The 22,010-nt window shown below is 58.5% G+C and carries 25 protein-coding genes, 1 tRNA gene and 1 pseudogene; 11 read left to right on the top strand and 16 right to left on the bottom strand.

Going from position 1 to position 22,010, the window contains the following annotated elements:
• Positions 1–32: 32 nt before the first annotated feature.
• Positions 33–548 carry a 3-hydroxyacyl-[acyl-carrier-protein] dehydratase FabA gene (gene fabA / locus GDN47_RS27865; RefSeq protein ID WP_015338264.1) on the bottom strand — a complete coding sequence of 172 codons (516 nt, stop codon included), beginning with the start codon at positions 546–548 and terminating at the stop codon, positions 33–35.
• A gap of 297 nt (positions 549–845) precedes the next feature.
• On the opposite strand from fabA, the gene irrA reads away from it, so the two are divergent.
• Positions 846–1,268, top strand: coding sequence for an iron response transcriptional regulator IrrA (gene irrA / locus GDN47_RS27870; protein WP_113332404.1), 423 nt, complete (start codon positions 846–848; stop codon positions 1,266–1,268).
• A 62-nt stretch (positions 1,269–1,330) separates the two neighbouring features.
• On the opposite strand, the gene GDN47_RS27875 is transcribed toward irrA, so the two are convergent.
• On the bottom strand, positions 1,331–1,966 hold the full coding sequence (locus GDN47_RS27875) for a trimeric intracellular cation channel family protein (RefSeq protein ID WP_113354148.1): 636 nt from the start codon (positions 1,964–1,966) through the stop codon (positions 1,331–1,333).
• A 140-nt stretch (positions 1,967–2,106) separates the two neighbouring features.
• Here GDN47_RS27875 and GDN47_RS27880 point away from each other — a divergent pair, with 140 nt between their 5' ends.
• Positions 2,107–2,586, top strand: coding sequence for a hypothetical protein (locus tag GDN47_RS27880; protein WP_113332405.1), 480 nt, complete (start codon positions 2,107–2,109; stop codon positions 2,584–2,586).
• A 61-nt stretch (positions 2,587–2,647) separates the two neighbouring features.
• Here GDN47_RS27880 and GDN47_RS27885 read toward each other — a convergent pair whose 3' ends face one another.
• Together GDN47_RS27885 and GDN47_RS27890 are read right to left on the bottom strand one after the other, a co-directional pair.
• Positions 2,648–3,439 carry a YdcF family protein gene (locus GDN47_RS27885; RefSeq protein WP_113397394.1) on the bottom strand — a complete coding sequence of 264 codons (792 nt, stop codon included), beginning with the start codon at positions 3,437–3,439 and terminating at the stop codon, positions 2,648–2,650.
• A gap of 99 nt (positions 3,440–3,538) precedes the next feature.
• Entirely contained in the window at positions 3,539–3,799 is a 261-nt protein-coding gene (locus GDN47_RS27890; protein ID WP_162751074.1) for a hypothetical protein, read from the bottom strand.
• A gap of 626 nt (positions 3,800–4,425) precedes the next feature.
• Here GDN47_RS27890 and GDN47_RS27900 point away from each other — a divergent pair.
• Positions 4,426–4,770 (top strand): YdcA family protein, encoded by a 345-nt coding sequence (locus GDN47_RS27900; RefSeq protein WP_152094683.1) that lies wholly within the window; start codon positions 4,426–4,428, stop codon positions 4,768–4,770.
• Here the strand turns inward: GDN47_RS27900 and GDN47_RS27905 are convergent.
• Positions 4,767–5,024 carry an SOS response-associated peptidase family protein gene (locus GDN47_RS27905; protein ID WP_186450379.1) on the bottom strand — a complete coding sequence of 86 codons (258 nt, stop codon included), beginning with the start codon at positions 5,022–5,024 and terminating at the stop codon, positions 4,767–4,769. The genes GDN47_RS27900 and GDN47_RS27905 overlap by 4 nt on opposite strands.
• 570 nt (positions 5,025–5,594) lie before the next feature.
• Positions 5,595–5,834, bottom strand: a complete 240-nt coding sequence (locus tag GDN47_RS27910; protein WP_113397391.1) for a hypothetical protein — start codon at positions 5,832–5,834, stop codon at positions 5,595–5,597.
• Positions 5,835–5,976: 142 nt separating this feature from the next.
• Between GDN47_RS27910 and GDN47_RS27915 the strand changes: the two genes are divergently transcribed.
• On the top strand, positions 5,977–6,540 hold the full coding sequence (locus GDN47_RS27915; protein ID WP_152094684.1) for a hypothetical protein: 564 nt from the start codon (positions 5,977–5,979) through the stop codon (positions 6,538–6,540).
• Positions 6,541–6,779: 239 nt separating this feature from the next.
• A pseudogene (locus GDN47_RS27920) lies at positions 6,780–7,082 on the top strand (phospholipase D-like domain-containing protein); the annotation flags it as partial.
• 178 nt (positions 7,083–7,260) lie between these two features.
• Here GDN47_RS27920 and GDN47_RS27925 read toward each other — a convergent pair.
• The 7 genes from GDN47_RS27925 to GDN47_RS27950 all read right to left on the bottom strand — a co-directional run bounded on the left by GDN47_RS27925 (position 7,261) and on the right by GDN47_RS27950 (position 10,490).
• Entirely contained in the window at positions 7,261–7,752 is a 492-nt protein-coding gene (locus GDN47_RS27925; protein ID WP_145637055.1) for a hypothetical protein, read from the bottom strand.
• Complete coding sequence (locus tag GDN47_RS27930) at positions 7,745–8,161, bottom strand: helix-turn-helix domain-containing protein (RefSeq protein ID WP_173002588.1); 417 nt, start codon at positions 8,159–8,161, stop codon at positions 7,745–7,747. The genes GDN47_RS27925 and GDN47_RS27930 overlap by 8 nt, the downstream gene beginning before the upstream one ends.
• Positions 8,148–8,684 (bottom strand): hypothetical protein, encoded by a 537-nt coding sequence (locus tag GDN47_RS32155; RefSeq protein ID WP_162751071.1) that lies wholly within the window; start codon positions 8,682–8,684, stop codon positions 8,148–8,150. The genes GDN47_RS27930 and GDN47_RS32155 overlap by 14 nt, the downstream gene beginning before the upstream one ends.
• A gap of 375 nt (positions 8,685–9,059) precedes the next feature.
• The gene (locus GDN47_RS27935) at positions 9,060–9,362 is read right to left on the bottom strand and encodes a hypothetical protein (protein ID WP_152094685.1); all 303 of its coding nucleotides are present in this window, start codon (positions 9,360–9,362) and stop codon (positions 9,060–9,062) included.
• A gap of 28 nt (positions 9,363–9,390) precedes the next feature.
• Positions 9,391–9,765: a hypothetical protein gene (locus GDN47_RS27940; RefSeq protein ID WP_113397385.1), complete on the bottom strand. Its 375-nt coding sequence runs from the start codon at positions 9,763–9,765 to the stop codon at positions 9,391–9,393.
• Positions 9,766–9,882: 117 nt separating this feature from the next.
• A tRNA-Ala gene (locus GDN47_RS27945) sits at positions 9,883–9,958 on the bottom strand.
• Positions 9,959–10,109: 151 nt separating this feature from the next.
• The gene (locus tag GDN47_RS27950) at positions 10,110–10,490 is read right to left on the bottom strand and encodes a TIGR02300 family protein (RefSeq protein ID WP_095436113.1); all 381 of its coding nucleotides are present in this window, start codon (positions 10,488–10,490) and stop codon (positions 10,110–10,112) included.
• Positions 10,491–10,763: 273 nt separating this feature from the next.
• Between GDN47_RS27950 and aroA the strand changes: the two genes are divergently transcribed.
• The 4 genes from aroA (at position 10,764) to rpsA (ending at position 15,390) form a co-directional block, all read left to right on the top strand.
• Positions 10,764–12,113, top strand: a complete 1,350-nt coding sequence (gene aroA / locus GDN47_RS27955) for a 3-phosphoshikimate 1-carboxyvinyltransferase (RefSeq protein WP_113397470.1) — start codon at positions 10,764–10,766, stop codon at positions 12,111–12,113.
• A 95-nt stretch (positions 12,114–12,208) separates the two neighbouring features.
• Positions 12,209–12,859 carry an FMN-binding negative transcriptional regulator gene (locus GDN47_RS27960; RefSeq protein WP_113354152.1) on the top strand — a complete coding sequence of 217 codons (651 nt, stop codon included), beginning with the start codon at positions 12,209–12,211 and terminating at the stop codon, positions 12,857–12,859.
• A 14-nt stretch (positions 12,860–12,873) separates the two neighbouring features.
• Positions 12,874–13,506, top strand: coding sequence for a (d)CMP kinase (gene cmk / locus GDN47_RS27965; protein ID WP_152094686.1), 633 nt, complete (start codon positions 12,874–12,876; stop codon positions 13,504–13,506).
• Positions 13,507–13,686: 180 nt separating this feature from the next.
• Entirely contained in the window at positions 13,687–15,390 is a 1,704-nt protein-coding gene (gene rpsA, locus GDN47_RS27970; protein ID WP_112722941.1) for a 30S ribosomal protein S1, read from the top strand.
• Between the two features lie 101 nt (positions 15,391–15,491).
• On the opposite strand, the gene GDN47_RS27975 is transcribed toward rpsA, so the two are convergent.
• From GDN47_RS27975 to GDN47_RS27985, 3 genes are all read right to left on the bottom strand, one after another.
• The gene (locus GDN47_RS27975) at positions 15,492–17,180 is read right to left on the bottom strand and encodes a hypothetical protein (protein WP_152094687.1); all 1,689 of its coding nucleotides are present in this window, start codon (positions 17,178–17,180) and stop codon (positions 15,492–15,494) included.
• Between the two features lie 236 nt (positions 17,181–17,416).
• The gene (locus GDN47_RS27980) at positions 17,417–18,043 is read right to left on the bottom strand and encodes a ribonuclease D (RefSeq protein WP_095433486.1); all 627 of its coding nucleotides are present in this window, start codon (positions 18,041–18,043) and stop codon (positions 17,417–17,419) included.
• An 83-nt stretch (positions 18,044–18,126) separates the two neighbouring features.
• Positions 18,127–18,957: a MerR family transcriptional regulator gene (locus GDN47_RS27985; protein ID WP_113354155.1), complete on the bottom strand. Its 831-nt coding sequence runs from the start codon at positions 18,955–18,957 to the stop codon at positions 18,127–18,129.
• Between the two features lie 222 nt (positions 18,958–19,179).
• Here GDN47_RS27985 and GDN47_RS27990 point away from each other — a divergent pair, with 222 nt between their 5' ends.
• Together GDN47_RS27990 and GDN47_RS27995 are read left to right on the top strand one after the other, a co-directional pair.
• Positions 19,180–20,451 (top strand): 4-aminobutyrate--2-oxoglutarate transaminase, encoded by a 1,272-nt coding sequence (locus GDN47_RS27990; RefSeq protein WP_152094688.1) that lies wholly within the window; start codon positions 19,180–19,182, stop codon positions 20,449–20,451.
• A 71-nt stretch (positions 20,452–20,522) separates the two neighbouring features.
• Positions 20,523–22,004, top strand: a complete 1,482-nt coding sequence (locus tag GDN47_RS27995; protein ID WP_152094689.1) for an NAD-dependent succinate-semialdehyde dehydrogenase — start codon at positions 20,523–20,525, stop codon at positions 22,002–22,004.
• The last annotated feature ends 6 nt before the right edge of the window (positions 22,005–22,010 follow it).

The raw sequence follows: 22,010 nt of genomic DNA on the forward strand, positions 1-22,010 counted from the left end.
ATCTGTCTTTGTGGAGGCGGCGGTGCCGCAGTTCAGGCAACCTTGTCCTTGGACAGGCCCACGCGCAGGTCCGTCGCCTGATAAATGGTCTCGCCATCGGCCTTCAGCCAGCCGTCGGCGGTGCCGAGGACGAGGCGGCCGCGCATGACGCGCTTGAAGTCGATGCCGTATTCGAGAAGCTTCGTGTCCGGACGAACCATGCCCTTGAACTTCACTTCGCCAGTGGAAAGCGCCATGCCGCGGCCGGGCTCGCCGAGCCAGCCGAGGAAGAAGCCGGTCAGCTGCCACATGCCGTCGAGGCCGAGGCAGCCCGGCATGATGGGATTGCCGGCAAAATGGCAGGGGAAGTACCAATCATCGGGACGCACGTCGTATTCGGCGCGAATATAGCCTTTGTCGAAGGCTCCGCCCGTTTCGGAAATATCTGTAATGCGATGGACCATCAGCATCGGTGGCAGGGGAAGCTGTGCGTTGCCCGGGCCGAACAGTTCGCCGCGGCCACAGGACAGGATTTCCTCGTAATTGAAGCTGGATTGTCTCGTCGTCATAAAAATTCCGTTTCCCCCGCATGAATGCCGATGGATGTGAAGCTTTAGTGCAAGATCGACAGAAAATGAAGCGTAACCATCACACTCTCATTCAGCCGTTCGATCGAACACAGTAGCTCCTATGTGGTGGTCGCATACAGGAACGCCAGAGCTGCTACCAGTGCCAAATGCGGCAAAAGCCCGATTTTTCCGGCTTTTGAGCACCTTCCCACCCCATGGAAACTATTGAAAGCAATCAAGGCAAAAGTTATATGGCTTAGTAAAGAATTATAGAGATCAGGAATCCGGAGTCCCTGAATGGCGGAAGAAGCCGAAATCGCGATCGAAACCAGGCTGCGCAATGTCGGCCTGAGACCGACCCGACAGCGGATCGCACTGGGAGACCTCCTCTTCGCCAAGGGCGACCGGCATCTGACGGTGGAAGAACTGCACGAGGAAGCCGTTGCCGCCGGCGTTCCGGTTTCGCTCGCGACCGTCTACAACACGCTGCATCAATTTACCGAGGCGGGCCTGATCCGCGTGCTCGCCGTCGAAAGCACCAAGACTTACTTCGACACCAACGTCTCCGACCACCATCACTTTTTCGTGGAAGGCCACAACGAAGTGCTGGATATCCCGATCAGCAACCTGACGATCGACAATCTGCCCGAACCGCCGCAGGGCATGGAAATCGCCCATGTCGACGTGGTGATCCGCCTGCGCCGTAAGCAGAGGCAATAGGAAATAGAATTGTTTCATAGCGTCCCGCTATTGCCCACTGCCTAATTCCTGATGCCTCGCGTCTACATCACATCGTCCGGATGCCGGCCTGGCTTGTGGTGATAGGTCGGAAAGGTCCAGCCGAACCAGAGCGCGCCGCCGCGCACCGCGAAGGCCGCGATCACGCCCAATCCCGCAGAGACATAAAGCGGCAGCGTCGTCGCATTGGCGGCGGTGAAGACGCCGGCGCCGACGATTGAGGCCGTCACATAGATTTCCGGGCGCAGCAGGACCGAAGGTTCATTCGCAAGCAGATCGCGCAGGATGCCGCCGAAGGTTGCCGTCAGCGCGCCGGTGACGATCGCAACGGTGGGCGAGCCCGTGGCTGCCATACCCTTGGCCGCTCCCATCACGCAGTAGGCCGATAGCCCCACGGCATCGAGCCAGATGAGCAGCCGATAGCGCGATTCGAAGAGATGAGCGGTGAAGAAGACCAGAACGCCGACCATGGCGCAGATGATGATATAGGTCGGGTTCAGCACCCAGAAGACCGGCACCCGGCCCAGAACGATATCGCGCAACGTGCCGCCGCCGATACCGGTGACGGCCGCCAGGAACAGGAAGCCGATCAGATCGAGCTGCTTGCGCGAAGCCGCGAGCGCGCCGGTTGCGGCAAAAAGGGCGACGCCGGCATAATCAAGAAACGAGAGAAGCGACATCGAAAACTCCAACGGGAGGCCGGCAATTTTTCCGAAATGAATCACGACGGCAAGGGCCGCGCAAGCAGGCGCGTGCAAAGATGTCGCAGCGGCTGCGGTTGCTATCGTGGCCGTAACGGCGCTTCGAAAAGGAATCCCCCGTGAAATCCCTGCTGATCGTAATCCTCAACCTCTTCGCTCTCGTGATCATGCCTGCCGTGGCCGAGGCGCAGCAATCGATCCTGCAGGACCCCGTGGCCTTCGAGAAGGATCACTTCACCAAAAGCTGCGACGGCCAGGTGAGCTTCGGCGATCATTTCGCTACCCAGCAGGACATCAACAACGACAAGCTGATGGATATCGTCATTAATGAGGGCGAGATCACCTGCAAGGGCGAAAAAGGCCCCTACTGCACGGACGAAGGCTGCCCCTACAATTTCTACGTCCAAGTGGCCGAGGGCGGCTATCTGCTCGTCGCCACGGCGAAGATCTACGGCTACGATTTCATCCAGCGTTTCGGCAACATGGTGCTGGTCATGAAAATGCATCCGCGCTTCTGCGACCGCAAGGATGGCGAAGCCGCTTGCGAAATCACCGTCAGGGTGCGTGGCGTCAAATTCGTCACCATATCTCAGAAATAGAATTTGCGGTGCGTGCACGTCATTCGGCCCGGACATGTGGCGACGGTCCGGCCACATAATATTATGGTCCGGGATAGATTGCCGAGGTCCGGCCGACCGCGTAATAGCCGACCAGACCGACCCATTCGCGCAGGCCCGTCGCCAGCAGTTGGGCATTGCGTGATGGCTGGGTAAAATCGAGGCCGAGGCTTTCCTTGCCGGTGCTGCGATAATCGACCGGCCAAGGCACGACATCGATGCCCTGTTTGCGGAAGATGCCCATCGAGCGCGGCATATGGAAGCCCGAGGTGATGAGCAGGCAATTCGAAAGACCGTTCTGCGCCAGCAGCTCCTTCGTATTGACCGCATTCTCAAAGGTTGTGCGTGAAGTCTTGTCCTCGACCATGCGGCTTGTCGGAATGCCGAGTGCAGTGAAGAAGCGTTCGGAAATCACGGCATCGCCCTCATAGGTGCCGCCGATCGAGCCATCGCCGCCCGAGATCACGATGCGTGACTGCGGGTATTTCTGCGCGAGACGCAGCGCTTCTATCAGCCGATCGCCGGCCGAATCAAGCTCATAGCCGCCGCGCGCCGTCGTCACTTCGTTTTGCGTGGCGCCGCCCAGAACGATCATGCATTTGAGATCGGCGGGATCGGCTGCGGGGTGCGGAAAACGCTCTTCCAGCGTCTGAACAACATAAGCGCCGGCCGTCGTATACAGCGAGACGAACAGGATCAGCGCCGACAAGAGCGCCGAGGTGATGACGGTAGCGCGCCAGCGCAGCAGTGCGGCGATAAATGCCAGCAGGACAAACAGGAAGGCCAGCGACAGCGGCTGACCGAAAATCCAGACAAGTTTCGAAAAAACGAACACGGCACATCCTTACGCTTGTCGGTAAAACGATTCGTTTTCCTCCCTAGCAGATTTTGTGCGCTGCAATGTGGCTATTTCGCTCGCCGCGCCGTCGGGCGGTCACCGCAATTTCCCCTTTACCGGGTCAAAATTCAAATGGGCTGCTTTTTCAGTCAGTTGCAAGGCATTCAGCGGCCCTTTACTATCGCGTCGAGGTATACCAGTCAGCTCGAAAAGTGCTTGAATTCCTTTATGTTGATTAAAGAAATGAATCGCGCTTGGGTCGCGATTATCTTCCTCCGTCGATTCGATTATTGGACTAAAAGCAGCCCCTACCATCACCAACCGCCGGGCCGGGACATAGCGCTTCGGTTGCCACATAAAGTTCCATCGGTCGCCCGGTCGTAATACGAATAGCAGTTGCCCGGATATCGCGGCGCGGGCGTGTAATATGATCCACCCCCGCAATTATTGTTGGCGCAAACTGCCACCGCAGTTCCAACCAGGGCGACGGCGACTAAAGCTGCAGCTGCCTGCCTCTGTTGGATGACCATTTGCTGACACTCAGGGATGCTTATCCGGCGCCGGTTTAGCTCGGTTAAGAGTTGTTGCTGAAACACAGGATCTTGTGTTTCGAGCACTGTCTTACATAGCGCTGCCTTGCTTACCGCCGCCGGCTTCTTGCTAAATTCTGCTTGGGTTGTGGTGCAACTCGCAAGCGCAATCGAAATCGCCACGGCGCTTACGCGTCGAGTCAGAAATTCTATTTTCACGGATAACCCCTCAGTTGCCCGAGGATACCATCGCATAATCTATTGCTACGTCAAATTGAATTTTAATATATCATTAACACAGCCTTTGGGAGTATGCGAAAGAGATGTTGAGGCTGGTTGGGCATCGCAAGGGAAGAATTTTATTGTGGCTGCATCGACTGTACTCGGGGCAGCCGGCAAGCACTACGACCGACGACATAGACAGACATCGTGCGGTTCAAGTTAGGGAAAGCAATGGGAAAACCGACTATCGTCCTTGCTACAGCACTCTTGCTGGCCCCATTCATTGCGCATGCACAAAATACGCCCTGCAGCGGTCATAAGGGCGGCATCAACCATTGCCAGGGCAATACCTTCGTCTGCAACGACGGACCTGTCAGCGGCAGTAAGAAATCCTGTCCAGCCTATACTGGAGGCCTCGGGATGGCGGCAGGTCTGATGGGATCGGGCTCAACCGAAATGGCGCCGACGGAGACCGGCGACTGTTCCTGCGACAGCGGCGAATATTGCACCGGCCCTCGCGGCGGCCGCTTCTGCACGACCCATGAAGGAACGAAGAGCTATATGCGGCATGATTAGTTCACTTCCTTGCCTTTGGCGCGCAGCTTATCGGCTCGCTTCGTGGCGGCGTCCAGCTGCGCCTTCTGAGACGACGGCAAGCCCCAGCGAACCTTCGCCAGCTCTCGGCCGGCCGGCGTGTTCCGCACGATCGGCCCCATCTGATCCGAATAGAGATCCAGCTCCGGCTCAAGGTTGCCGATGTTGTCGATCATCGCCCTGGTGAGCTGCCGAATGGCTTCCTGGTTCGTCGTCACATTATAAAGATTGCACATGGTCTTTCCCCCTAATCCCGTGGGGGCGAGCGGACGATGATCTTTGCCGAACCCTTTACGCCGCATTTTTTGCAAACAAGCTTGCCGGCGGCGTCAGAAATCAAGGCTTCCTTTCCCGCCGATTTCTCAAGTCGCTCACGATCGAGCTCGTTTTTCCGTCCGCAGCTGCATGCACGTAAAGCCTATGCCATCGGCTCAGGTCGGAAAAGCGAAGCTGTCCGCGCTTCTGCTCTCGGGGATCGATGTACCCCATGCGCTTCGCCCATTCGCCTGGCGAGAAGTGAAAATGCATCTTGCATCGGTCATAGAAGGCGTTCTCGGTGCGCTTGCATCCCAGCGACTTCGCGACAAGCGGCGGGAGCGACGGCATCGTCTGGTTACCGTATTGCTCCAAGAGAGCCGATGGTTTCAGCCACTTCAGAATCTCGCAATCCTCGCAGATGAAATCGACCGTTTCCCCCTTATGATCTGCAAGCATGTTTGGTGGGGAAGTGGCAGGTTCAGCGTTGCGCACGTCTCCGCTCCCGCCGCATTGCAGCAGGCCCTTTCTCATCAAATTTTCAATCTATCTCAGGCGGCGTTCAGGTCGGCGATTTCGCCGTGTTTCGCCAGCAGACGCGGCGACGACATATCGCCGGTTTCCTCGTCGACCATGACGGCGTAAGCCGCAACACCGATAAACCGGGCAGACATAGCCGTGGCAATCTTCTCGGCACTGACGGCGTTCGAAGCCTGTCGCATCTCGCCTGGAACAAGGTTCCCGCGATTCTTTCGATACGGCAGCACGATGAATTTTTCGGCGGTGCTCATTGCGTCTCCCTTAATATGTTCTATAAATGTTCTCATTTTGGGGAAGAGTCAAGTCTAGCGAAACTGATGAGAAAGAGGCCTTGCTAGTGCAACTGAGGGTGTGCAAGAAATGATGCGCATGGCCCGAGGCAGAGGCGATCCTATGAACGACACAACAAAGAAAAGATCGGCTCGCTGGATGCTCGCTTGCCTGGGCCTTGTGCTTCTCTTTTCGCTGGTTCTTTCCCTAATAAGCGCGTTCGCGCATCAATTTGGATACGGGTACGTGCCATCGAAGGCTTGGACGACTACTTCGAGCTATTTCCGCGTGGCGGCCGGCATTATCGCTACGGGATTCGTAACTGGTAAATTTGTGACGAGTCCGGAAGTCGGGGCGCTCCAAAAGATTCTTGGGATATTTATCGTTCCATTTATAGGCTACTTCCTGGGAAGTGCGCCAATACTGGCGGGGGTGCCGATGCTGGTTGCAGCAATTGCAGGCCACCATGTTGAACTGATCTACACCGTGACGAAAGCAGACAGCCGCGGTGGTAGAGGATGCTATTCGCCGATTGAACTTCGCGATTTGCCATGGTTCTTCGACAGTCTCTGTTACGTGCCGAATGACTTACGGCAACCGCTGAAGCCAGGCATGCAAATTGTAGTGGAAGGCAGGGGTACAAGCTTGGGCGTCTACGCGAAATCAATTCATCGCCTGGGCCTCTAATGCAGGGATTTCCGCGTTTCAGATCTATCACAACCCTTATCGTTCTGCTCGTGACCGCCTCAAGCACACTTGCCGGGCAGCCAGTTGCGGCGAAAATCTCCGTCTGCTTCACACCTGGCGAACAGTGCGAGACCAAGATCATCGCTCCGATCGACGGAGCTCGGTCATCCTTTCACGTTCAGGCTTACGGCTTTACGTCCCTTCCGATTATCCACGCGCTGTAACGAGCTGCAGGCAGGGGCGTCGAGGTGCTTGCGATCCTCGACAAGACGAATGAGAGGAAATATTCCGGCGCGACATTGCTCGAAGCCGCCGGCGTTCCGGTGTGGATCGATTTCGAGCCGGCGATAGCCCACAACAAGATCATCGTGATTGACGGACACCTGACCATAGGCGGCTCGTACAATTACACGACCGCAGCACAGAAGCGGAATGCAGAGAATGTGACGTTTACGGACAGCCGCGAACTGGCGCGCGAGTATCTAGCGAATTGGGATAGTAGGTTGAGAGTTTCGCGGACGTTTGAGGGAGCAATAAACTAAGGACGCTTTTCCGCGCGATGAGCGTCCTGAAGACTTCGTAGCTCAAAGCTTGAGGATATGCAGGGGAAGCCTTATAAGAGCATTTTCCAGATGCCGGTTGTGGAGCCGTGAGGGCTTGGACATTGAAAAGTGGGTCGCACAAAAAGAAACCCGCCGAAGCGGGTTCCGGTCCTAGAATTTAGTTTATTTTAATGGGTATTCGCTCGTTTGCATCGTTGGATTCTGGCGATGGCGCGATAGCCAGTGATCCTAATGGTACGAAATTGCCATTCCATATAGCAGCTACACGAATTCGCCCGTACCGAGTGATTGGGTAGGGTGCTCCCCCCATCTTAACAACTACATGCGCCCGAGGTCGAATAGGATGATCTCCTATTTCGGGAAGGCTCAGGAGCTTAAATTCTGGCTCGATCTCAAAAGAAATAGTAGGATTATCAAAATCTTCGCCAGGATGGGCTACTTTAATTACGATGTGCGCGGGGTGATCTCTTGGTTCATCAAATAAATGAACCGCCATACATAATTGATTGAGTTGGATTGGGAGCGGCTGACCAATGAACATGGCATCGCCGTACACTCCAACGTACGTTGTTTGGCCAGAAGTCTCCTCGCGCAGATCTTCACAGAAGATTGTGAAGCCATGAGGCTTGAAAGGGTCTATCTCAGGCACCGACTTTCGTCCCACGAAGTTCCACCGGGTTACCAGTAGTGCTGGACCAAACACGTAGCCCACTATCCATCGTTACGACATTTGACCTCGTGCTAATTGCAGCATGGATTTTCACCACCTCACCTGAGCACGTGAACATCTGACCAGTGGCTCTGTCCACCGCTGCAATTCGGATATCCAGTTCAAGCGCATCCGCTATATCCGCAATGGTGTTCAGTTCCCAATTCGGGCTTTTACCAGAAAACCATCTGGATACCGCTGACTTGTTTATCGAAAGCTTGTCAGCAAGGCCTTTCAGGCTGCCGCCATCCTGTTTTTTCTTGGATATGACAGACCAGAAAAGGCTAGCGAAAGCTGATTTCAGCATTTCGCGCTGATATTCCTTCGCAATCTTGTCAGTCTTTGTCATCGACATCGCGGTAAACCCCACCAAAATATTCATCAACTGTATTTGCGTCATATCGAACGCAATTACCAAGTACCTCGTTCCAAAGGGCCGGAATATCAGATGCGACGGCATTGTAATTTTCGCGCCACCCCAGGAGTATGCGCTCGTACAAGCCGAGACCTATGAAGGTTCCTTTGGAAATAAAGCGGCCAAAAATTCGCACCTGCCACATTTTTGGCTTTCTGGCGCAAATGGCCCAAACTTCGTCTAGGCCCTGAAGTCTCTCAAAATCGGGCTTTGCCGCCCCATTTCCAGAGAGGCTTGCGGTGACCAAATGGCCCGCACAAAACCGGCCGATGATCGCTTCCGTTTCCACCATAGGAAGATGTTTGAATTTTTCATCATCACCATCCAGAATCCTATTGACATCAGGTGTTACGAACAGCCTTCGCACGGATGCGCTTTGCCTAAGAGGTTCCCTTGCTACAAGGCGCCCCGTATCCACGGCTTGATACAATATGCGTTCGGTTGCCTTATAAGTCAACTATGCTTGCCCCAAATAGTTGACTTCAAGTTGTGACCTATGTTCATTCTGGAATAGTCTCGGAAAACAGCGCGGCTTAAAAATTGACCCTTTTCTGCCCGGCCCATCAGTGAAGAAGGTGTTAACCAAGAATCATAAGGTTCGATTTTGGGTTGTAAATTGAAACAAGTAATGACGAACAGTCAAGTATGTTGGCCGCTTCATCCTCACGTAGAAACGTATCCGGCTTCGGTCACATCTATCGCGGCTCTAAAGGCAATCCGGCCTAAGCTTAGAACGGGATGCGGCCTTCCGGTTTGACATCCGAGCGGGTTGCTACAGTTACCGGTTTCGCGTCAGCGCCAGCCGTCGATAGGACGAACGAGTAAAAGATATTCAGGCGTTACCCGAACAGGCCCTGCGCCCCATGAACGGCTCAAATTCATCATCGCCGTCCAGATATTCTAGCTCATGGTCGATATGGTCGATTGCCCAGCCCAGCGGCTCGATCTGACTTTTCAGGTGGTGGGCCAAGTCCTCGGTAATGATGGCGATATCGGCCGCCGGCAGCGATGCCCTGTTGTTGATGATTTTGATCGCGTCAGCCTCTAGGCGTAGCAGATGGTAATTGGCCTGCTTGATCTGGAACAGCAGCTTGTCGCGGTGGTCGAGCACGTATTCTCTCGTTTCGTCGAGCATCGTGGCGTCTCCAGTTTGCAGCAATTTTCTATATTTCAACGGCTCTCAAATGGTTTCTCGGATCAAGCAGAATAACCTTGTCGAAGGAATGTGTGACCTGTGTTTGAGCCACAAACAACGAAAGTTCAAAATCATCCATCCCGTAAGCGATATGGTCAGGCAAAATAAGCCACCAGCTCGGGTATTCGGCCCTATAAGGTGCGATTTTCGCAGTCTTCTCTTGGATTACGATGTGAAGATTTGTTTCAAGCTCGCCGAGAAGCCACCCTCCGGATTCTTCATCACTATGTCCAGCAGGGACGAATAAGGTGGGATGGGGTGACGGGGACGCCATAACATTCAGCTTGAAGCCGTCGCCCAGATCTCGATCGAAACCAGTCGCTGTAGTGATGATAAGCGTCATAGTACCGTCCTCTCGAGAACGAGATTAGTTCGCGCTTCCCCCGTGCTTCCCCGCAGATGCAAAAGGAGACGGGCAAAAATTACGAATTCATAAGCAACTGATTCTTCTAGGAAAATTTGGTGGAGCTAAGCGGGATCGAACCGCTGACCTCTTGCATGCCATGCAAGCGCTCTCCCAGCTGAGCTATAGCCCCATCAAGATGGTGCCGTTTGACCGGCCCTGGGTCCCTTCCGAGCGCTTCGCCCGTCGGGGTGGCGGCTTATTACTTGTGGTTTTCACAGATAGCAAGCCGAAAAATTCGGCCCGGGAAATTTTTTCTTTCACCGGGCCGACTGTCTTTCAGATCAGACGTCGTCTTCGTCGCCGGTGACGCCGATGATGTCGCTCATGTCGTCATCATCTTCATCTTCGTCGGCTTCGAGGAAGGTGTCGTCATCATCGTCGCCGATTTCGACGTCGTCATCGCCAATATCCGGAATGTCATCGCCGCCGGCAGCATCGTCGGCATCCTCGAGCGAGACCAGCTCGACTTCCGTGTTTTCGGTATCGACTTCGGCCACTTCGTCTTCTTCCGGAACTTCCTTGGAAGCGGAGGTTTCCTCGAAGAAGGACAAGGGCCAGGACTTGCCGGTATAGGGCGAGACCACCGGGTCCCGGTTCAGGTCATAGAACTTCTTGCCGGTATCGGGGTCGGTACGTTTTGTTCCAAGTTCCGCTTTCGCCACTGTCAAAGCCTCATGAATGGCCGAATGAAAATTCGGCAATGCCGGGGAAGCCGGCGTTTTAAGGGAAATATCAGCCGGTCCCCTTAATCGTTGCGGCCGTTTCTGTCAAAGCTAAACTTCAAGCCGCCTCGCACGTGCTTTTTGCGCATGGCGGGATGACTGGGGAACGGGCCTGTGCTAACCAGCTGGCGTGAACCGCAGAACATCTGGCGCAAGAGCAACGCAGCCAGCACAGAATGCGGATGGAATACCGGCATCGCAAAGGAATTGCCCATGCCGCACGATACCCTTCCCCAACCAGCCGTGGCACGACGCTCGGCCGGCCTTTCCGGCACGATACGCATTCCCGGCGACAAATCCATTTCCCATCGCTCCCTCATGTTCGGCGGCCTTGCCGCAGGCGAAACCCGTATCACCGGCCTGCTCGAAGGCGAGGATGTGTTGAATACCGGCAAGGCCATGCAGGCTTTAGGCGCCACAATCCGCAAGATCGACGACGAATGGATTGTCCGCGGAACCGGCAATGGCGGGCTACTGGCCCCGGAGACACCGCTCGATTTCGGCAATGCCGGCACCGGTTGCCGCCTCACCATGGGCTTGGTCGGCTCCTACGATTTCAAAACAACCTTCGTCGGCGATGCTTCGCTGTCGAAACGGCCGATGGGCCGCATTCTCGATCCGCTGCGCCGCATGGGAACGCAGGTCAGCGCCGCTACGGGCGACCGGCTGCCCGTCTCCCTACATGGGCCAGGTGTAGCGAGCCCGCTGACCTATCGCGTACCGATGGCTTCGGCGCAGGTCAAATCGGCGGTGCTGCTGGCGGGCCTCAATGCGCCCGGCATGACAACAGTCATCGAACCGGTCATGACCCGCGACCACACGGAAAAAATGCTGGCCGGTTTTGGCGCAGCGCTTTCGGTCGAGATCGATGCGGCGGGCGTCCGCACCATTCGCCTTGAGGGTCAGGGCAAGCTCACCGGCCAGACGATCGATGTCCCCGGCGATCCCTCCTCCGCGGCCTTCCCGCTGGTGGCGGCATTGATCGTGCCCGGCTCCGACATAACCATCCGCAACGTGTTGATGAACCCGACGCGCACCGGCCTCATCCTGACGCTGCAGGAGATGGGCGCGGATATCGAGATGCTCGACCGACGCATGACGGGCGGCGAGGATGTCGCCGATCTCCGCGTGCGCTCCTCTGCGCTCAAGGGCGTCACCGTGCCGGCCGAGCGCGCGCCGTCGATGATCGACGAATATCCCGTGCTGGCCGTCGCGGCTACTTTTGCAGAAGGCACGACCATCATGCAGGGGCTGGACGAGCTTCGGGTGAAAGAATCCGACCGGCTTTCGGCCGTCGCCGAGGGCTTGAAGCTCAACGGTGTCGACTGCATCGAAGGCATAGATATGCTGACGGTTCAAGGCAGGCCTGACGGCAAGGGTCTCGGCAACGCCGGCGGTGCCAAAGTGAGTACCCATCTCGATCACCGCATCGCCATGAGTTTTCTCGTCATGGGACTTGCGAGCGAACATCCTGTCACGATCGATGATTCCGCCATGATCGCCACCAGCTTTCCGGATTTTTTTGCTATGATAACAAGATTGGGCGCGACGATCGAAACTTAAGCCCGGTAGACCGTGCCATTGGCCATTCGAAGCCTTGTCACACAGGGTTTCCCGGCAGGGTTCCCTGGGAATGGCACAGCAAACGGACCGACGCCATGTATCAGCCGCCCCATCACCGCGAAGACGATCTCGACACGCAGCACCAGCTGATCCGCGCGCATCCGCTGGGGCTGCTCATCACGGCTGGTGACGGCGGGCTGATCGCCAATGCCGTGCCATTTCACCTGAATGCCGAGCTCTCGCCGAAGGGAACGCTGCAGGCGCATGTTGCCAGGGCGAACAGCCAGTGGAAGGAGATTGCGGCCGGCGCGCCCGTGCTCGTCGTCTTCCAGGGCGCCGATACCTATATCACGCCTTCTTGGTATGCGACAAAGCGGGAGACCGGCAAAGTGGTGCCGACCTGGAACTATGCGATCGTGCAGGTGCGCGGGAGCGCGCGAACGATCGACGACCCCGCCTGGCTGCGCGCGCAGATCGGCGCGTTGACCGGCGAGAACGAGAGCGATCGTGCGCAGCCCTGGGCGGTGGAAGATGCGCCGCCAGAGTTCATTGCCGCCCAGCTGAAGGGCATTGTCGGCATCGAAATCGACATCGAGACGATTGACGGCAAATGGAAGGTGAGCCAGAACCGGCCGCTGGCTGACCGACAGGGCGTGGCCGAAGGTCTTGGCGCAATCGATCGAACAGATGCCGCCGAGATGGCCGATCTGGTGCGTCGCTACAGCAAAAAACGAGATATCGGGTAGGGACGGAAGAAGACATGATCATCGCCATCGACGGACCAGCGGCTGCCGGTAAGGGAACTCTGGCACGTCGGATCGCCGAGGCCTATGGCTATCATCATCTCGATACCGGCCTCACCTATCGCGCCACCGCCAAGGCCCTGCTCGATGCCGGACTGCCGCTCGACGACGAAGCAATTGCCGAAGGCATGGCGCGCAAGGTCGATCTCGCCGGGCTCGATCGAGCCATTCTATCCCGGCACGAGATCGGCGAGGCCGCATCGAAGATCGCCGTCATGCCGGCCGTGCGCCGCGCTCTGGTCGAAGCGCAGCGCCGTTTTGCGCAGAAGAAGCCGGGCGCCGTGCTCGACGGCCGTGATATCGGCACCGTGGTCTGCCCGGATGCGCCGGTAAAACTCTATGTGACGGCTTCGGTCGAAGTCCGGGCGAAGCGGCGCTACGAAGAGATCATCGAGGCCGGCGGCAGTGCCGATTACGATGCCATTTTCGAGGATGTGAGGCGGCGCGACGAGCGCGACATGGGCCGCACCGACAGCCCTTTGAAACCAGCTGAAGAGGCGTACTTGCTAGATACCTCAGAAATGAGTATAGAAGCGGCGTTTCAGACGGCAAAATCGATCATCGACGCTGCTCTGAGCCGAAATGCCTGAAAATTTGAGCGGCTTTCGCGCGCCTCGCGCCGGAAACTGCCGATTTCAAGATAGCCTGACATTCCGTCCAAGCGCCGGATAGCTTCCTTAAGGGAGGCGGACTGGGGTCAGGCCTGTTCAACGCGAACCACCGGCGCATCAGTGTCCAGATTGCATGATCGGGACACGCCAGGAGATTTTATGTCTGTAACTTCCCCCTCTCGCGAAGATTTCGCGGCCCTTCTTGAAGAATCCTTTGCCAAGAACGATCTGGCTGAAGGCTATGTCACCAAGGGCATCATCACCGCCATCGAAAAGGATGTCGCCGTTGTAGACGTTGGCCTCAAGGTCGAAGGCCGCATCGCGCTGAAGGAATTCGGTGCACGCGCCAAGGACGGCACGCTCAAGGTTGGCGATGAAGTCGAAGTCTATGTCGAGCGTATCGAAAACGCGCTTGGCGAAGCCGTTCTCTCGCGCGAAAAGGCTCGCCGCGAAGAAAGCTGGATCAAGCTCGAAGCCAAGTTCGAAGCTGGCGAGCGCGTTGAAGGCGTCATCTTCAACCAGGTCAAGGGCGGCTTCACCGTCGATCTCGACGGCGCTATCGCCTTCCTGCCGCGTTCGCAGGTCGACATCCGTCCGATCCGCGACGTCACCCCGCTGATGCACAACCCGCAGCCCTTCGAAATCCTCAAGATGGACAAGCGCCGCGGCAACATCGTCGTTTCGCGTCGTACGGTTCTGGAAGAGTCCCGTGCCGAGCAGCGTTCTGAAATCGTTCAGAACCTCGAAGAAGGCCAGGTTGTTGACGGCGTCGTCAAGAACATCACCGATTACGGTGCGTTCGTTGACCTCGGCGGCATCGACGGCCTGCTGCACGTCACCGACATGGCATGGCGCCGTGTGAACCATCCGTCGGAAATCCTGTCCATCGGCCAGCAGGTCAAGGTACAGATCATCCGCATCAACCAGGAAACCCACCGTATCTCGCTCGGCATGAAGCAGCTCGAGAGCGATCCGTGGGATGGCATCCAGGCCAAGTATCCGGAAGGCAAGAAGATCTCCGGTACGGTCACGAACATCACCGACTACGGTGCGTTCGTCGAGCTGGAGCCGGGCATCGAAGGCCTGATCCACATCTCGGAAATGTCCTGGACCAAGAAGAACGTTCACCCCGGCAAGATCCTGTCCACGAGCCAGGAAGTCGAAGTCGTCGTTCTCGAAGTCGATCCGACCAAGCGTCGTATCTCGCTCGGCCTGAAGCAGACGCTGGAAAATCCGTGGGCAGCATTCGCCCGCAACCATCCGGCTGGCACCGAAGTCGAAGGCGAAGTCAAGAACAAGACCGAATTCGGCCTGTTCATCGGCCTCGACGGCGATGTGGACGGCATGGTTCACCTCTCCGACCTCGACTGGAATCGTCCGGGCGAGCAGGTCATCGAAGAGTACAACAAGGGTGACGTCGTCAAGGCTGTCGTTCTCGACGTCGACGTCGAGAAGGAACGCATCTCGCTCGGCATCAAGCAGCTCGGCAAGGACTCGGTTGGTGAAGCTGCTGCTTCCGGCGACCTGCGCAAGAATGCAGTCGTTTCCTGCGAAGTCATCGCAGTCAACGACGGCGGCATCGAAGTGAAGCTCGTCAACCACGAAGACATCACCTCGTTCATCCGCCGCGCCGATCTGTCGCGTGACCGTGACGAACAGCGTCCGGAGCGTTTCTCGGTTGGTCAGGTTGTCGACGCTCGCGTCACCAACTTCTCCAAGAAGGACCGCAAGATCATGCTGTCGATCAAGGCTCTGGAAATCGCAGAAGAGAAGGAAGCCGTTGCTCAGTTCGGTTCTTCCGACTCGGGCGCTTCGCTCGGCGACATCCTGGGTGCGGCTCTGAAGAACCGCAACGCCGAATAATCCTCGGTCGAAGCCTGAAAACAAAAACCCGCCGGAGCGATCCGGCGGGTTTTTCTTTGTCCGCTCTGCGACGTCTGCGCCTGCTATTCCATTTTGGCGCTTTATTCCCAGGTCACCATGCGCCGATAGAAATCGAAGGCGTGGTCTTGAAGCGGGTCGCGCAGAGGCTGCGGCAAGGCAACGAGTTCCGGTCTGACGTTATCGTCCTCCGCAGAGGCCGGGCCAGCTTCCGCTTCGTCGGATACCTCGCCCTCTGCCTGTGCCGACGATTCCTCTGCATGGGCCTGCTCTTCATCCTGATCTTGCGGGTTCTCCTCGTCCTGAGCTTGTCCGCCCTCCTCATCGCCGACGGGATCGACGCGATTGAGCAGCTTCGACTCGCTATTCTTGGCGGAAGTGTCGACCGGCAAATAGCTAGCCACGACGAAGGGAACGCCGAGTGGCAGGGGCGCCGACATCGTCGCCTGCTCCGCAGCCTCATATACCGCCACCGGCGTTGCAGGCGACGTCTGCGACGGCGGCTTGCCGGAAGCGATGGGAAGAGCACCGGATGTTTCGGGCCCTTCCGCCAATGACGCCGGCAGGGCCGCCACTGCGACCGGGCGATTGGAGCCTTCGTTAACGATCGGCGGCTGCGTTGACGATGCCTGCGTCGCGCTATTGCCGGTCAACGCCTGGGCGATGATCTTCTCCACGGAAGAGGAGGGATTGTTGATGATCTGCAAAAGGTCGGGATCGGCCGCCATCGCGGGCGGACTGATGACGACCTGCAGGCCCTGTTTGATGTCGGCTTCTATCTGCTGGATATCGCGCGGCACCGGCGGCGGCGTCAGCGGCGACCGGATCAATGCAATTTCGGTCGGGAGGTCGACTTCGGCTGCGATTGCCGTCAGCAGCGCGCTTGCAGTCAGATCATCGACAAGAGAAGCGAGTACGGAAGGCTGGACAGTGGCGGCCGCCGTAGCGGCAGGCGTGGCTTGCGGGGCGGCGGGGCCGTTTTGCGCGACCGTCTGCGCTTGGGTCGGCTGTGCTTGGGCCGCTTGTGCGGAAGCCGGCGCGGGTTGAGATTGTGCGGGGATGCCCACTTGCGGCGTCTGCTGCTCCGCAGGTGCTGGCTGCGCGGCGGGCTGGGCCGTCGCCGGTGTAGCCACAGCAGGCGCAGGTGTCGGGATAGCGGAAGCCGGTTCGTCTGCAGCAGCGGCGAGCGCCGTTGCCACGGCGGCTAGCTCGGCCGCCTTCTGCAGCGGGGCTGATACGGGTGTCTGGGAGGCTGGCGTTTCCACTTGGCCGGCATTCTGCCCATAGGAATTGACGACTGCCTTCAGCACGGCATCCGGCTCGGCTACCGACGTCTGTTCAAGGCTGAGAGCCAGCTGCACCGCCTGCGGACTTTCCGGGTCCTGCAACGCCGCTGCCAGAACCGGCAATGGCACCGGCGTCCTTATCTGCCCATCCATACGCTGCTGCGCGGTGGCGAGCTGTGGCGGCGTCAGGCTGCGGATTGCGGCGGCAACACGCTGGGCATAGGCGGCATTGCTTTCGCCCGGCTCACGGGAAACATTCACCACCTTGCTGGCGGCATCGATCGCGGAAAGCAGACTGTCGAGCATGCGTTCGCGAGCCGCGACCAGCAGCATGTTCAGCTTGCCCTCGACGCTGGCATTAACGGTACTCGACAGAACGGCGAGCGGCGTTGCCGTCGTCTGAAGCCCGGAGGTCTCGGCCGTTGCGGCGATCGGCTTCTCAATGGATACACCCACAGCGGACACGGCACCAACGGGAAGCAACATGACATGCTCCTTTGTCTGGCAAGGCGACGATGGAAGCGGGAAGCAGGTTCAATCGAGGTCCGCTCATGCGGCCTGTGGACTTCCTAGCGCCGAGTGGCCGAATTGGCGAGGCGCGAACGCGCAGACCTGGAAATCATCCGCAAAATAGCAGTCAAGTCCTTAACATATCCCTAAATAAAGGAGCCGATGCCGCTTGCGCAGCACCGGCTCAGGAATTCCTGTCGCAAGCGAAGCAATCAGCTATGCGCGAAGATATCCGCCTCTTCCCAGCCGAGAAGGTCGAGCTTGGCACGCGTCGGCAGGAATGCGAAGCAATCATCGGCATAGTCCATGCGGCCGTCGCGCAGCAGGCGCTGGGTCAGCTTCTCGCGCAACGCGTGGAGATAGAGTACGTCGGAGGCAGCATATTCGAGCTGCGCCGGGGACAGCGTTTCCGCGGCCCAATCCGACGACTGCTGCGCCTTTGAGATATCGACGTCCAACATCTCCTTGAGATTGTCCTTCAGGCCGTGACGGTCGGTATAGGTGCGGCAGAGGCGCGAGGCGATCTTGGTGCAGAAGACCGGGGTCGTGGTGACGCCAAACGTATGAAACAGGACGGCGATGTCGAAGCGGCCGTAATGAAAGATCTTCTGATGCGTCGGGTCGGCGAGCATGGCGACGAGATTGGGCGCCTGCTTCTGACCGGCGGCGATACGGATGATATCGGCCGTGCCGTCGCCGGGCGAAAGCTGCACGAGGCAAAGCCGGTCACGGCGTGGAACGAGGCCGAGAGTTTCGGTATCGATGGCAATAGCGCCGGTGTAGCGTGCGGCATCCTCAGTGGAAATATCGCCTTCGTGATAACGGATGGTGGCAGCCATGAGATTCTCCCGGCTCTGTCCTTCTGAATTCGCTTTTCGTCCGTTCTATAGAACAGACGGGGTGAGAACCATACCGGCGCCTGTCAAAAAGTCGGCGGCGTATTGATCCAGAGCAATATGGTCTCACCATCATGGCGGTTGCGCCAGGAATGATAACGGCGGCTTTCAAAATAAAGCGAATCTCCCGGCAGTAGATCGAAGAATTGATCGCTGTCGAGCACCAGTTCCAGGCGACCGGCGAGAACATGGATGAACTCTTCTCCCTCGTGCCGATAGGCGCCTTCGCTTGTCGCACCTGGCGCGAGCACGAAGCGATGGCAATCCATCATCGTCGGTCCTTCGGCAAGAAGCTGGACAGTGACGCCCGGCGTCGTCGCTGGCCAGGAACGCCATTCGCCTGACCGGATGAGTGCGGGAACATCCTCGCGCTCCTCACCAGACAGGCGCGATACCGTTGTGCCATAATAATCCGCGAGGTCATGCAGCGTCTTGAAACTGACACCCTGCGAGGTGCGCTCCAGGGTCGAGAGCGTCGACGACGTCATGCCCATGTCGGCGGCGACTTGCTCCAGCGTCTTGCCGGCGGCGTGGCGCAGCGAGCGAAGTCTGCGGCCGATATCCGAAGAGGCCAGTTGCTCGCCATTCTCCGATCCGGCGGCACCGCCCTCCTCCATCTCGAGCGCTTCGCGAATCGCCGCCGGATTGAGGCCACGCTCGGCGCGGAACCAGGAGATGCGCTTCAGCCGCGCCACGTCGTCGGCGCTGTACTGGCGGTGCCCGGTCTCGGAGCGGGAGGGGACGACAAGCCCCTGGCTTTCCCATAGGCGCAAGGTGGAGGCCGATACGCCGGCAAGACGCGCCGCTTCCGCCACCTTGTAGCGCACGGGGTAGCGCTCCGGCTCGATGCTGCTCATTTGCCAATATCCCTGATTTTCGTCTTTCGATCCGTTTAGCATGGATTGCGCGGCTTAGCGCGCCTTAAAAGCCGCGCGGCGCTCCATGGGAGCCTTTCGCACATTCTTGTCACCCGCACAAAATCCCGCTTGAAATCTTGCAGGAAAAATGTAGGAGTTTTCTAAATAACTTGCAGAACTTCTGCAAGATAATTCGAAAACGCCTTCCTGGGAGCCCCTGCAATGATCCTGACCGAGCGGAAGAACGCCGCCATTTCTCGCGGCGTCGGCATGACGACGCAGATCTACGCCGACCGCGCTGAAAACGCCGAGATCTGGGACAAGGAAGGCAATCGCTATATCGATTTTGCCTCCGGCATCGCCGTGGTGAATACGGGCCATCGTCATCCCCGCGTCATTGCTGCCGTCAAGGAACAGCTCGATCGCTTCACGCATACCTGCCACCAGGTCGTACCCTATGAGAGCTATGTTCATCTGGCCGAGCGGCTGAACGCGATCGTCCCCGGCAATTTCGCCAAGAAGACGATCTTCGTGACGACAGGCGCGGAAGCGGTCGAAAACGCCGTGAAGATCGCCCGCGCCGCCACCGGCCGCTCCGCCATCATCGCTTTCGGCGGCGGCTTCCATGGCCGTACCTTCATGGGCATGGCGCTGACCGGCAAGGTCACGCCCTACAAGATCGGCTTCGGCCCGATGCCGGGCGATGTCTTCCATGCGCCCTTCCCCGTGCCGCTGCACGGCATCAGTGTCGAGCAGTCGCTGGCGACGCTGAAAAAGCTCTTTGCAGCCGATGTCGATCCGCAGCGCGTGGCCGCGATCATCCTCGAGCCCGTCCAGGGCGAAGGCGGCTTCTATCCGGCGCCGTCAGCCTTCATGAAGGCGCTTCGCGAGATCTGCGACCAGCACGGCATTCTCCTGATCGCCGACGAGGTACAGACCGGCTTTGCGCGCACCGGCAAGATGTTTGCGATGGGTCACCATGAGGTGGCGGCCGATCTCGTTACCATGGCAAAGAGCCTCGCCGGCGGCTTCCCGCTTGCCGCCGTCACCGGCCGCGCCGAGATCATGGATGCACCCGCTCCAGGCGGCCTTGGCGGCACCTATGGCGGCAATCCGCTCGGCATCGCCGCAGCCCATGCCGTGCTCGACGTTATCGCAGACGAGGGTCTGTGCGACCGCGCCAACCAGCTCGGCTCGCGCCTGAAACAGCGGCTGGAATCGCTGCGCGACAAGGCGCCTGAAATTGCTGATATCCGCGGCCCCGGCTTCATGAATGCGGTGGAATTCAATGATCCGGCGACCAAGCTGCCGAGCGCGGATTTTGCCAACAAGGTGCGGCTGATCGCGCTCGACAAGGGGCTGATCGTTTTGACCTGCGGCGTCTTTGGCAATGTCATCCGCTTCCTGTCGCCGATCACCATTCAGGACGGCATCTTCAGCGAAGCCCTCGACATTCTCGAAGCATCGCTGATCGAGGCGAGCGCCTCGCATTAACGAAGCCGACCCGCGTATTTCCCTTATCCGTCCGTGCAGCCTGCCGGGCAAAATCTATCGGAGTGCATAGCATGTCCTTTACAACAGCAATGACCAAGCATGTTCCCTTCTCTTCGCGCCTCCTGCGCGCCGCCGGCTATATCAACGGCGCATGGACGGGCGGCGGGGCGACGAAGACCTTCGATGTCATCAATCCCGCGACCGGCGAAGTGCTTGCCTCGCTGCCGGATATGGGCGCTGCCGAGACGGCGGCCGCCATCGATGCCGCCTATATCGCCCAAGTCACCTGGGCCGCCCGTCCTGCCAAGGAACGAGCAGCAACCTTACGCAAATGGTTCGATCTCATGATCGCCAACGCCGATGAGCTGGCCGCCATCCTGACGGCCGAGATGGGCAAGCCGCTGCCGGAAGCCAGAGGCGAAATCCTCTACGCCGCCTCCTATGTCGAATGGTACGCGGAGGAGGCCAAGCGCATCTATGGCGAAACCATCCCCGCGCCTTCGAACGACAAGCGCATGGTCGTCATCAAGCAGCCGGTCGGCGTCGTCGGCACGATCACGCCATGGAACTTCCCGGCCGCCATGATCGCCCGCAAGATCGCGCCGGCCCTTGCCGTCGGCTGCACCGTCGTCTCGAAGCCCGCCGAGCAGACGCCGCTGACGGCGATCGCGCTGGCCGTGCTTGCCGAAGAAGCGGGCATTCCCGCTGGCGTCCTCAACATCATCGTCGGCCTTGACGGCCCGGCCATCGGCCGCGAACTCTGCGGCAATGCGAAGGTGCGCAAGATCAGCTTCACTGGCTCGACGGAGGTCGGCCGCATCCTGATGCGCCAGTGCGCCGACCAGATTAAGAAGGTCAGCCTCGAGCTTGGCGGCAATGCGCCCTTCATCGTCTTCGATGACGCCGATCTCGACGCCGCCGTCGAGGGGGCCATGGCTTCGAAATACCGCAATGCCGGTCAGACCTGTGTCTGCGCCAACCGCATCTATGTGCAATCCAGCGTTTACGACGCCTTTGCCGCCAAGCTTGCCGCGAAGGTCGGCGAACTTAACGTGGGCGACGGCTTCAAGCCGGGCGTGACCGTTGGGCCGCTGATCGACGAACAGGGTGTCGCCAAGGCCGAAGACCATGTGCGGGATGCCGTCTCAAAGGGTGCTCGCGTCGTGCTCGGCGGCAAGCGCATAGAAGGCACCGGCACATTCTTCGCTCCGACCATCCTGACCGGTGTCGACCGAAGCATGAAGGTTGCCCGCGAGGAAACATTCGGTCCAGTTGCACCGCTCTTCCGCTTCGACACCGCCGAGGATGTCATCGCACAAGCGAACGATACCGAATTCGGCCTTGCGGCCTATTTCTTCGCCGGCGACATGAAGAAGGTGTGGCGCGTGGCGGAAGCGCTGGAATACGGCATGGTCGGCATCAATACCGGCCTGATGTCGTCGGAAACGGCACCCTTCGGCGGCATCAAGCAATCCGGCCTTGGCCGCGAAGGCTCGCGCCACGGCGCCGACGACTATCTGGAAATGAAATACCTCTGCATCGGCAATCTATAGCCGGCT

The sequence above is a fragment of the Martinezella dioscoreae genome (assembly GCF_009176305.1).
Classification (GTDB): Bacteria; Pseudomonadota; Alphaproteobacteria; order Rhizobiales; family Rhizobiaceae; genus Rhizobium; species Rhizobium dioscoreae.

Coding starts and splice junctions, on each gene's coding strand:
- fabA (WP_015338264.1), bottom strand. CDS start 548: ATGACGACGAGACAATCCAGCTTCAATTACGAGGAAATCCTGTCCTGT.
- irrA (WP_113332404.1), top strand. CDS start 846: ATGGCGGAAGAAGCCGAAATCGCGATCGAAACCAGGCTGCGCAATGTC.
- GDN47_RS27875 (WP_113354148.1), bottom strand. CDS start 1,966: ATGTCGCTTCTCTCGTTTCTTGATTATGCCGGCGTCGCCCTTTTTGCC.
- GDN47_RS27890 (WP_162751074.1), bottom strand. CDS start 3,799: ATGTGGCAACCGAAGCGCTATGTCCCGGCCCGGCGGTTGGTGATGGTA.
- GDN47_RS27900 (WP_152094683.1), top strand. CDS start 4,426: ATGGGAAAACCGACTATCGTCCTTGCTACAGCACTCTTGCTGGCCCCA.
- GDN47_RS27905 (WP_186450379.1), bottom strand. CDS start 5,024: ATGTGCAATCTTTATAATGTGACGACGAACCAGGAAGCCATTCGGCAG.
- GDN47_RS27910 (WP_113397391.1), bottom strand. CDS start 5,834: ATGAGCACCGCCGAAAAATTCATCGTGCTGCCGTATCGAAAGAATCGC.
- GDN47_RS27915 (WP_152094684.1), top strand. CDS start 5,977: ATGAACGACACAACAAAGAAAAGATCGGCTCGCTGGATGCTCGCTTGC.
- GDN47_RS27930 (WP_173002588.1), bottom strand. CDS start 8,161: ATGACAAAGACTGACAAGATTGCGAAGGAATATCAGCGCGAAATGCTG.
- GDN47_RS27935 (WP_152094685.1), bottom strand. CDS start 9,362: ATGCTCGACGAAACGAGAGAATACGTGCTCGACCACCGCGACAAGCTG.
- GDN47_RS27940 (WP_113397385.1), bottom strand. CDS start 9,765: ATGACGCTTATCATCACTACAGCGACTGGTTTCGATCGAGATCTGGGC.
- aroA (WP_113397470.1), top strand. CDS start 10,764: ATGCCGCACGATACCCTTCCCCAACCAGCCGTGGCACGACGCTCGGCC.
- GDN47_RS27960 (WP_113354152.1), top strand. CDS start 12,209: ATGTATCAGCCGCCCCATCACCGCGAAGACGATCTCGACACGCAGCAC.
- cmk (WP_152094686.1), top strand. CDS start 12,874: ATGATCATCGCCATCGACGGACCAGCGGCTGCCGGTAAGGGAACTCTG.
- rpsA (WP_112722941.1), top strand. CDS start 13,687: ATGTCTGTAACTTCCCCCTCTCGCGAAGATTTCGCGGCCCTTCTTGAA.
- GDN47_RS27975 (WP_152094687.1), bottom strand. CDS start 17,180: ATGTTGCTTCCCGTTGGTGCCGTGTCCGCTGTGGGTGTATCCATTGAG.
- GDN47_RS27980 (WP_095433486.1), bottom strand. CDS start 18,043: ATGGCTGCCACCATCCGTTATCACGAAGGCGATATTTCCACTGAGGAT.
- GDN47_RS27985 (WP_113354155.1), bottom strand. CDS start 18,957: ATGAGCAGCATCGAGCCGGAGCGCTACCCCGTGCGCTACAAGGTGGCG.
- GDN47_RS27990 (WP_152094688.1), top strand. CDS start 19,180: ATGATCCTGACCGAGCGGAAGAACGCCGCCATTTCTCGCGGCGTCGGC.
- GDN47_RS27995 (WP_152094689.1), top strand. CDS start 20,523: ATGTCCTTTACAACAGCAATGACCAAGCATGTTCCCTTCTCTTCGCGC.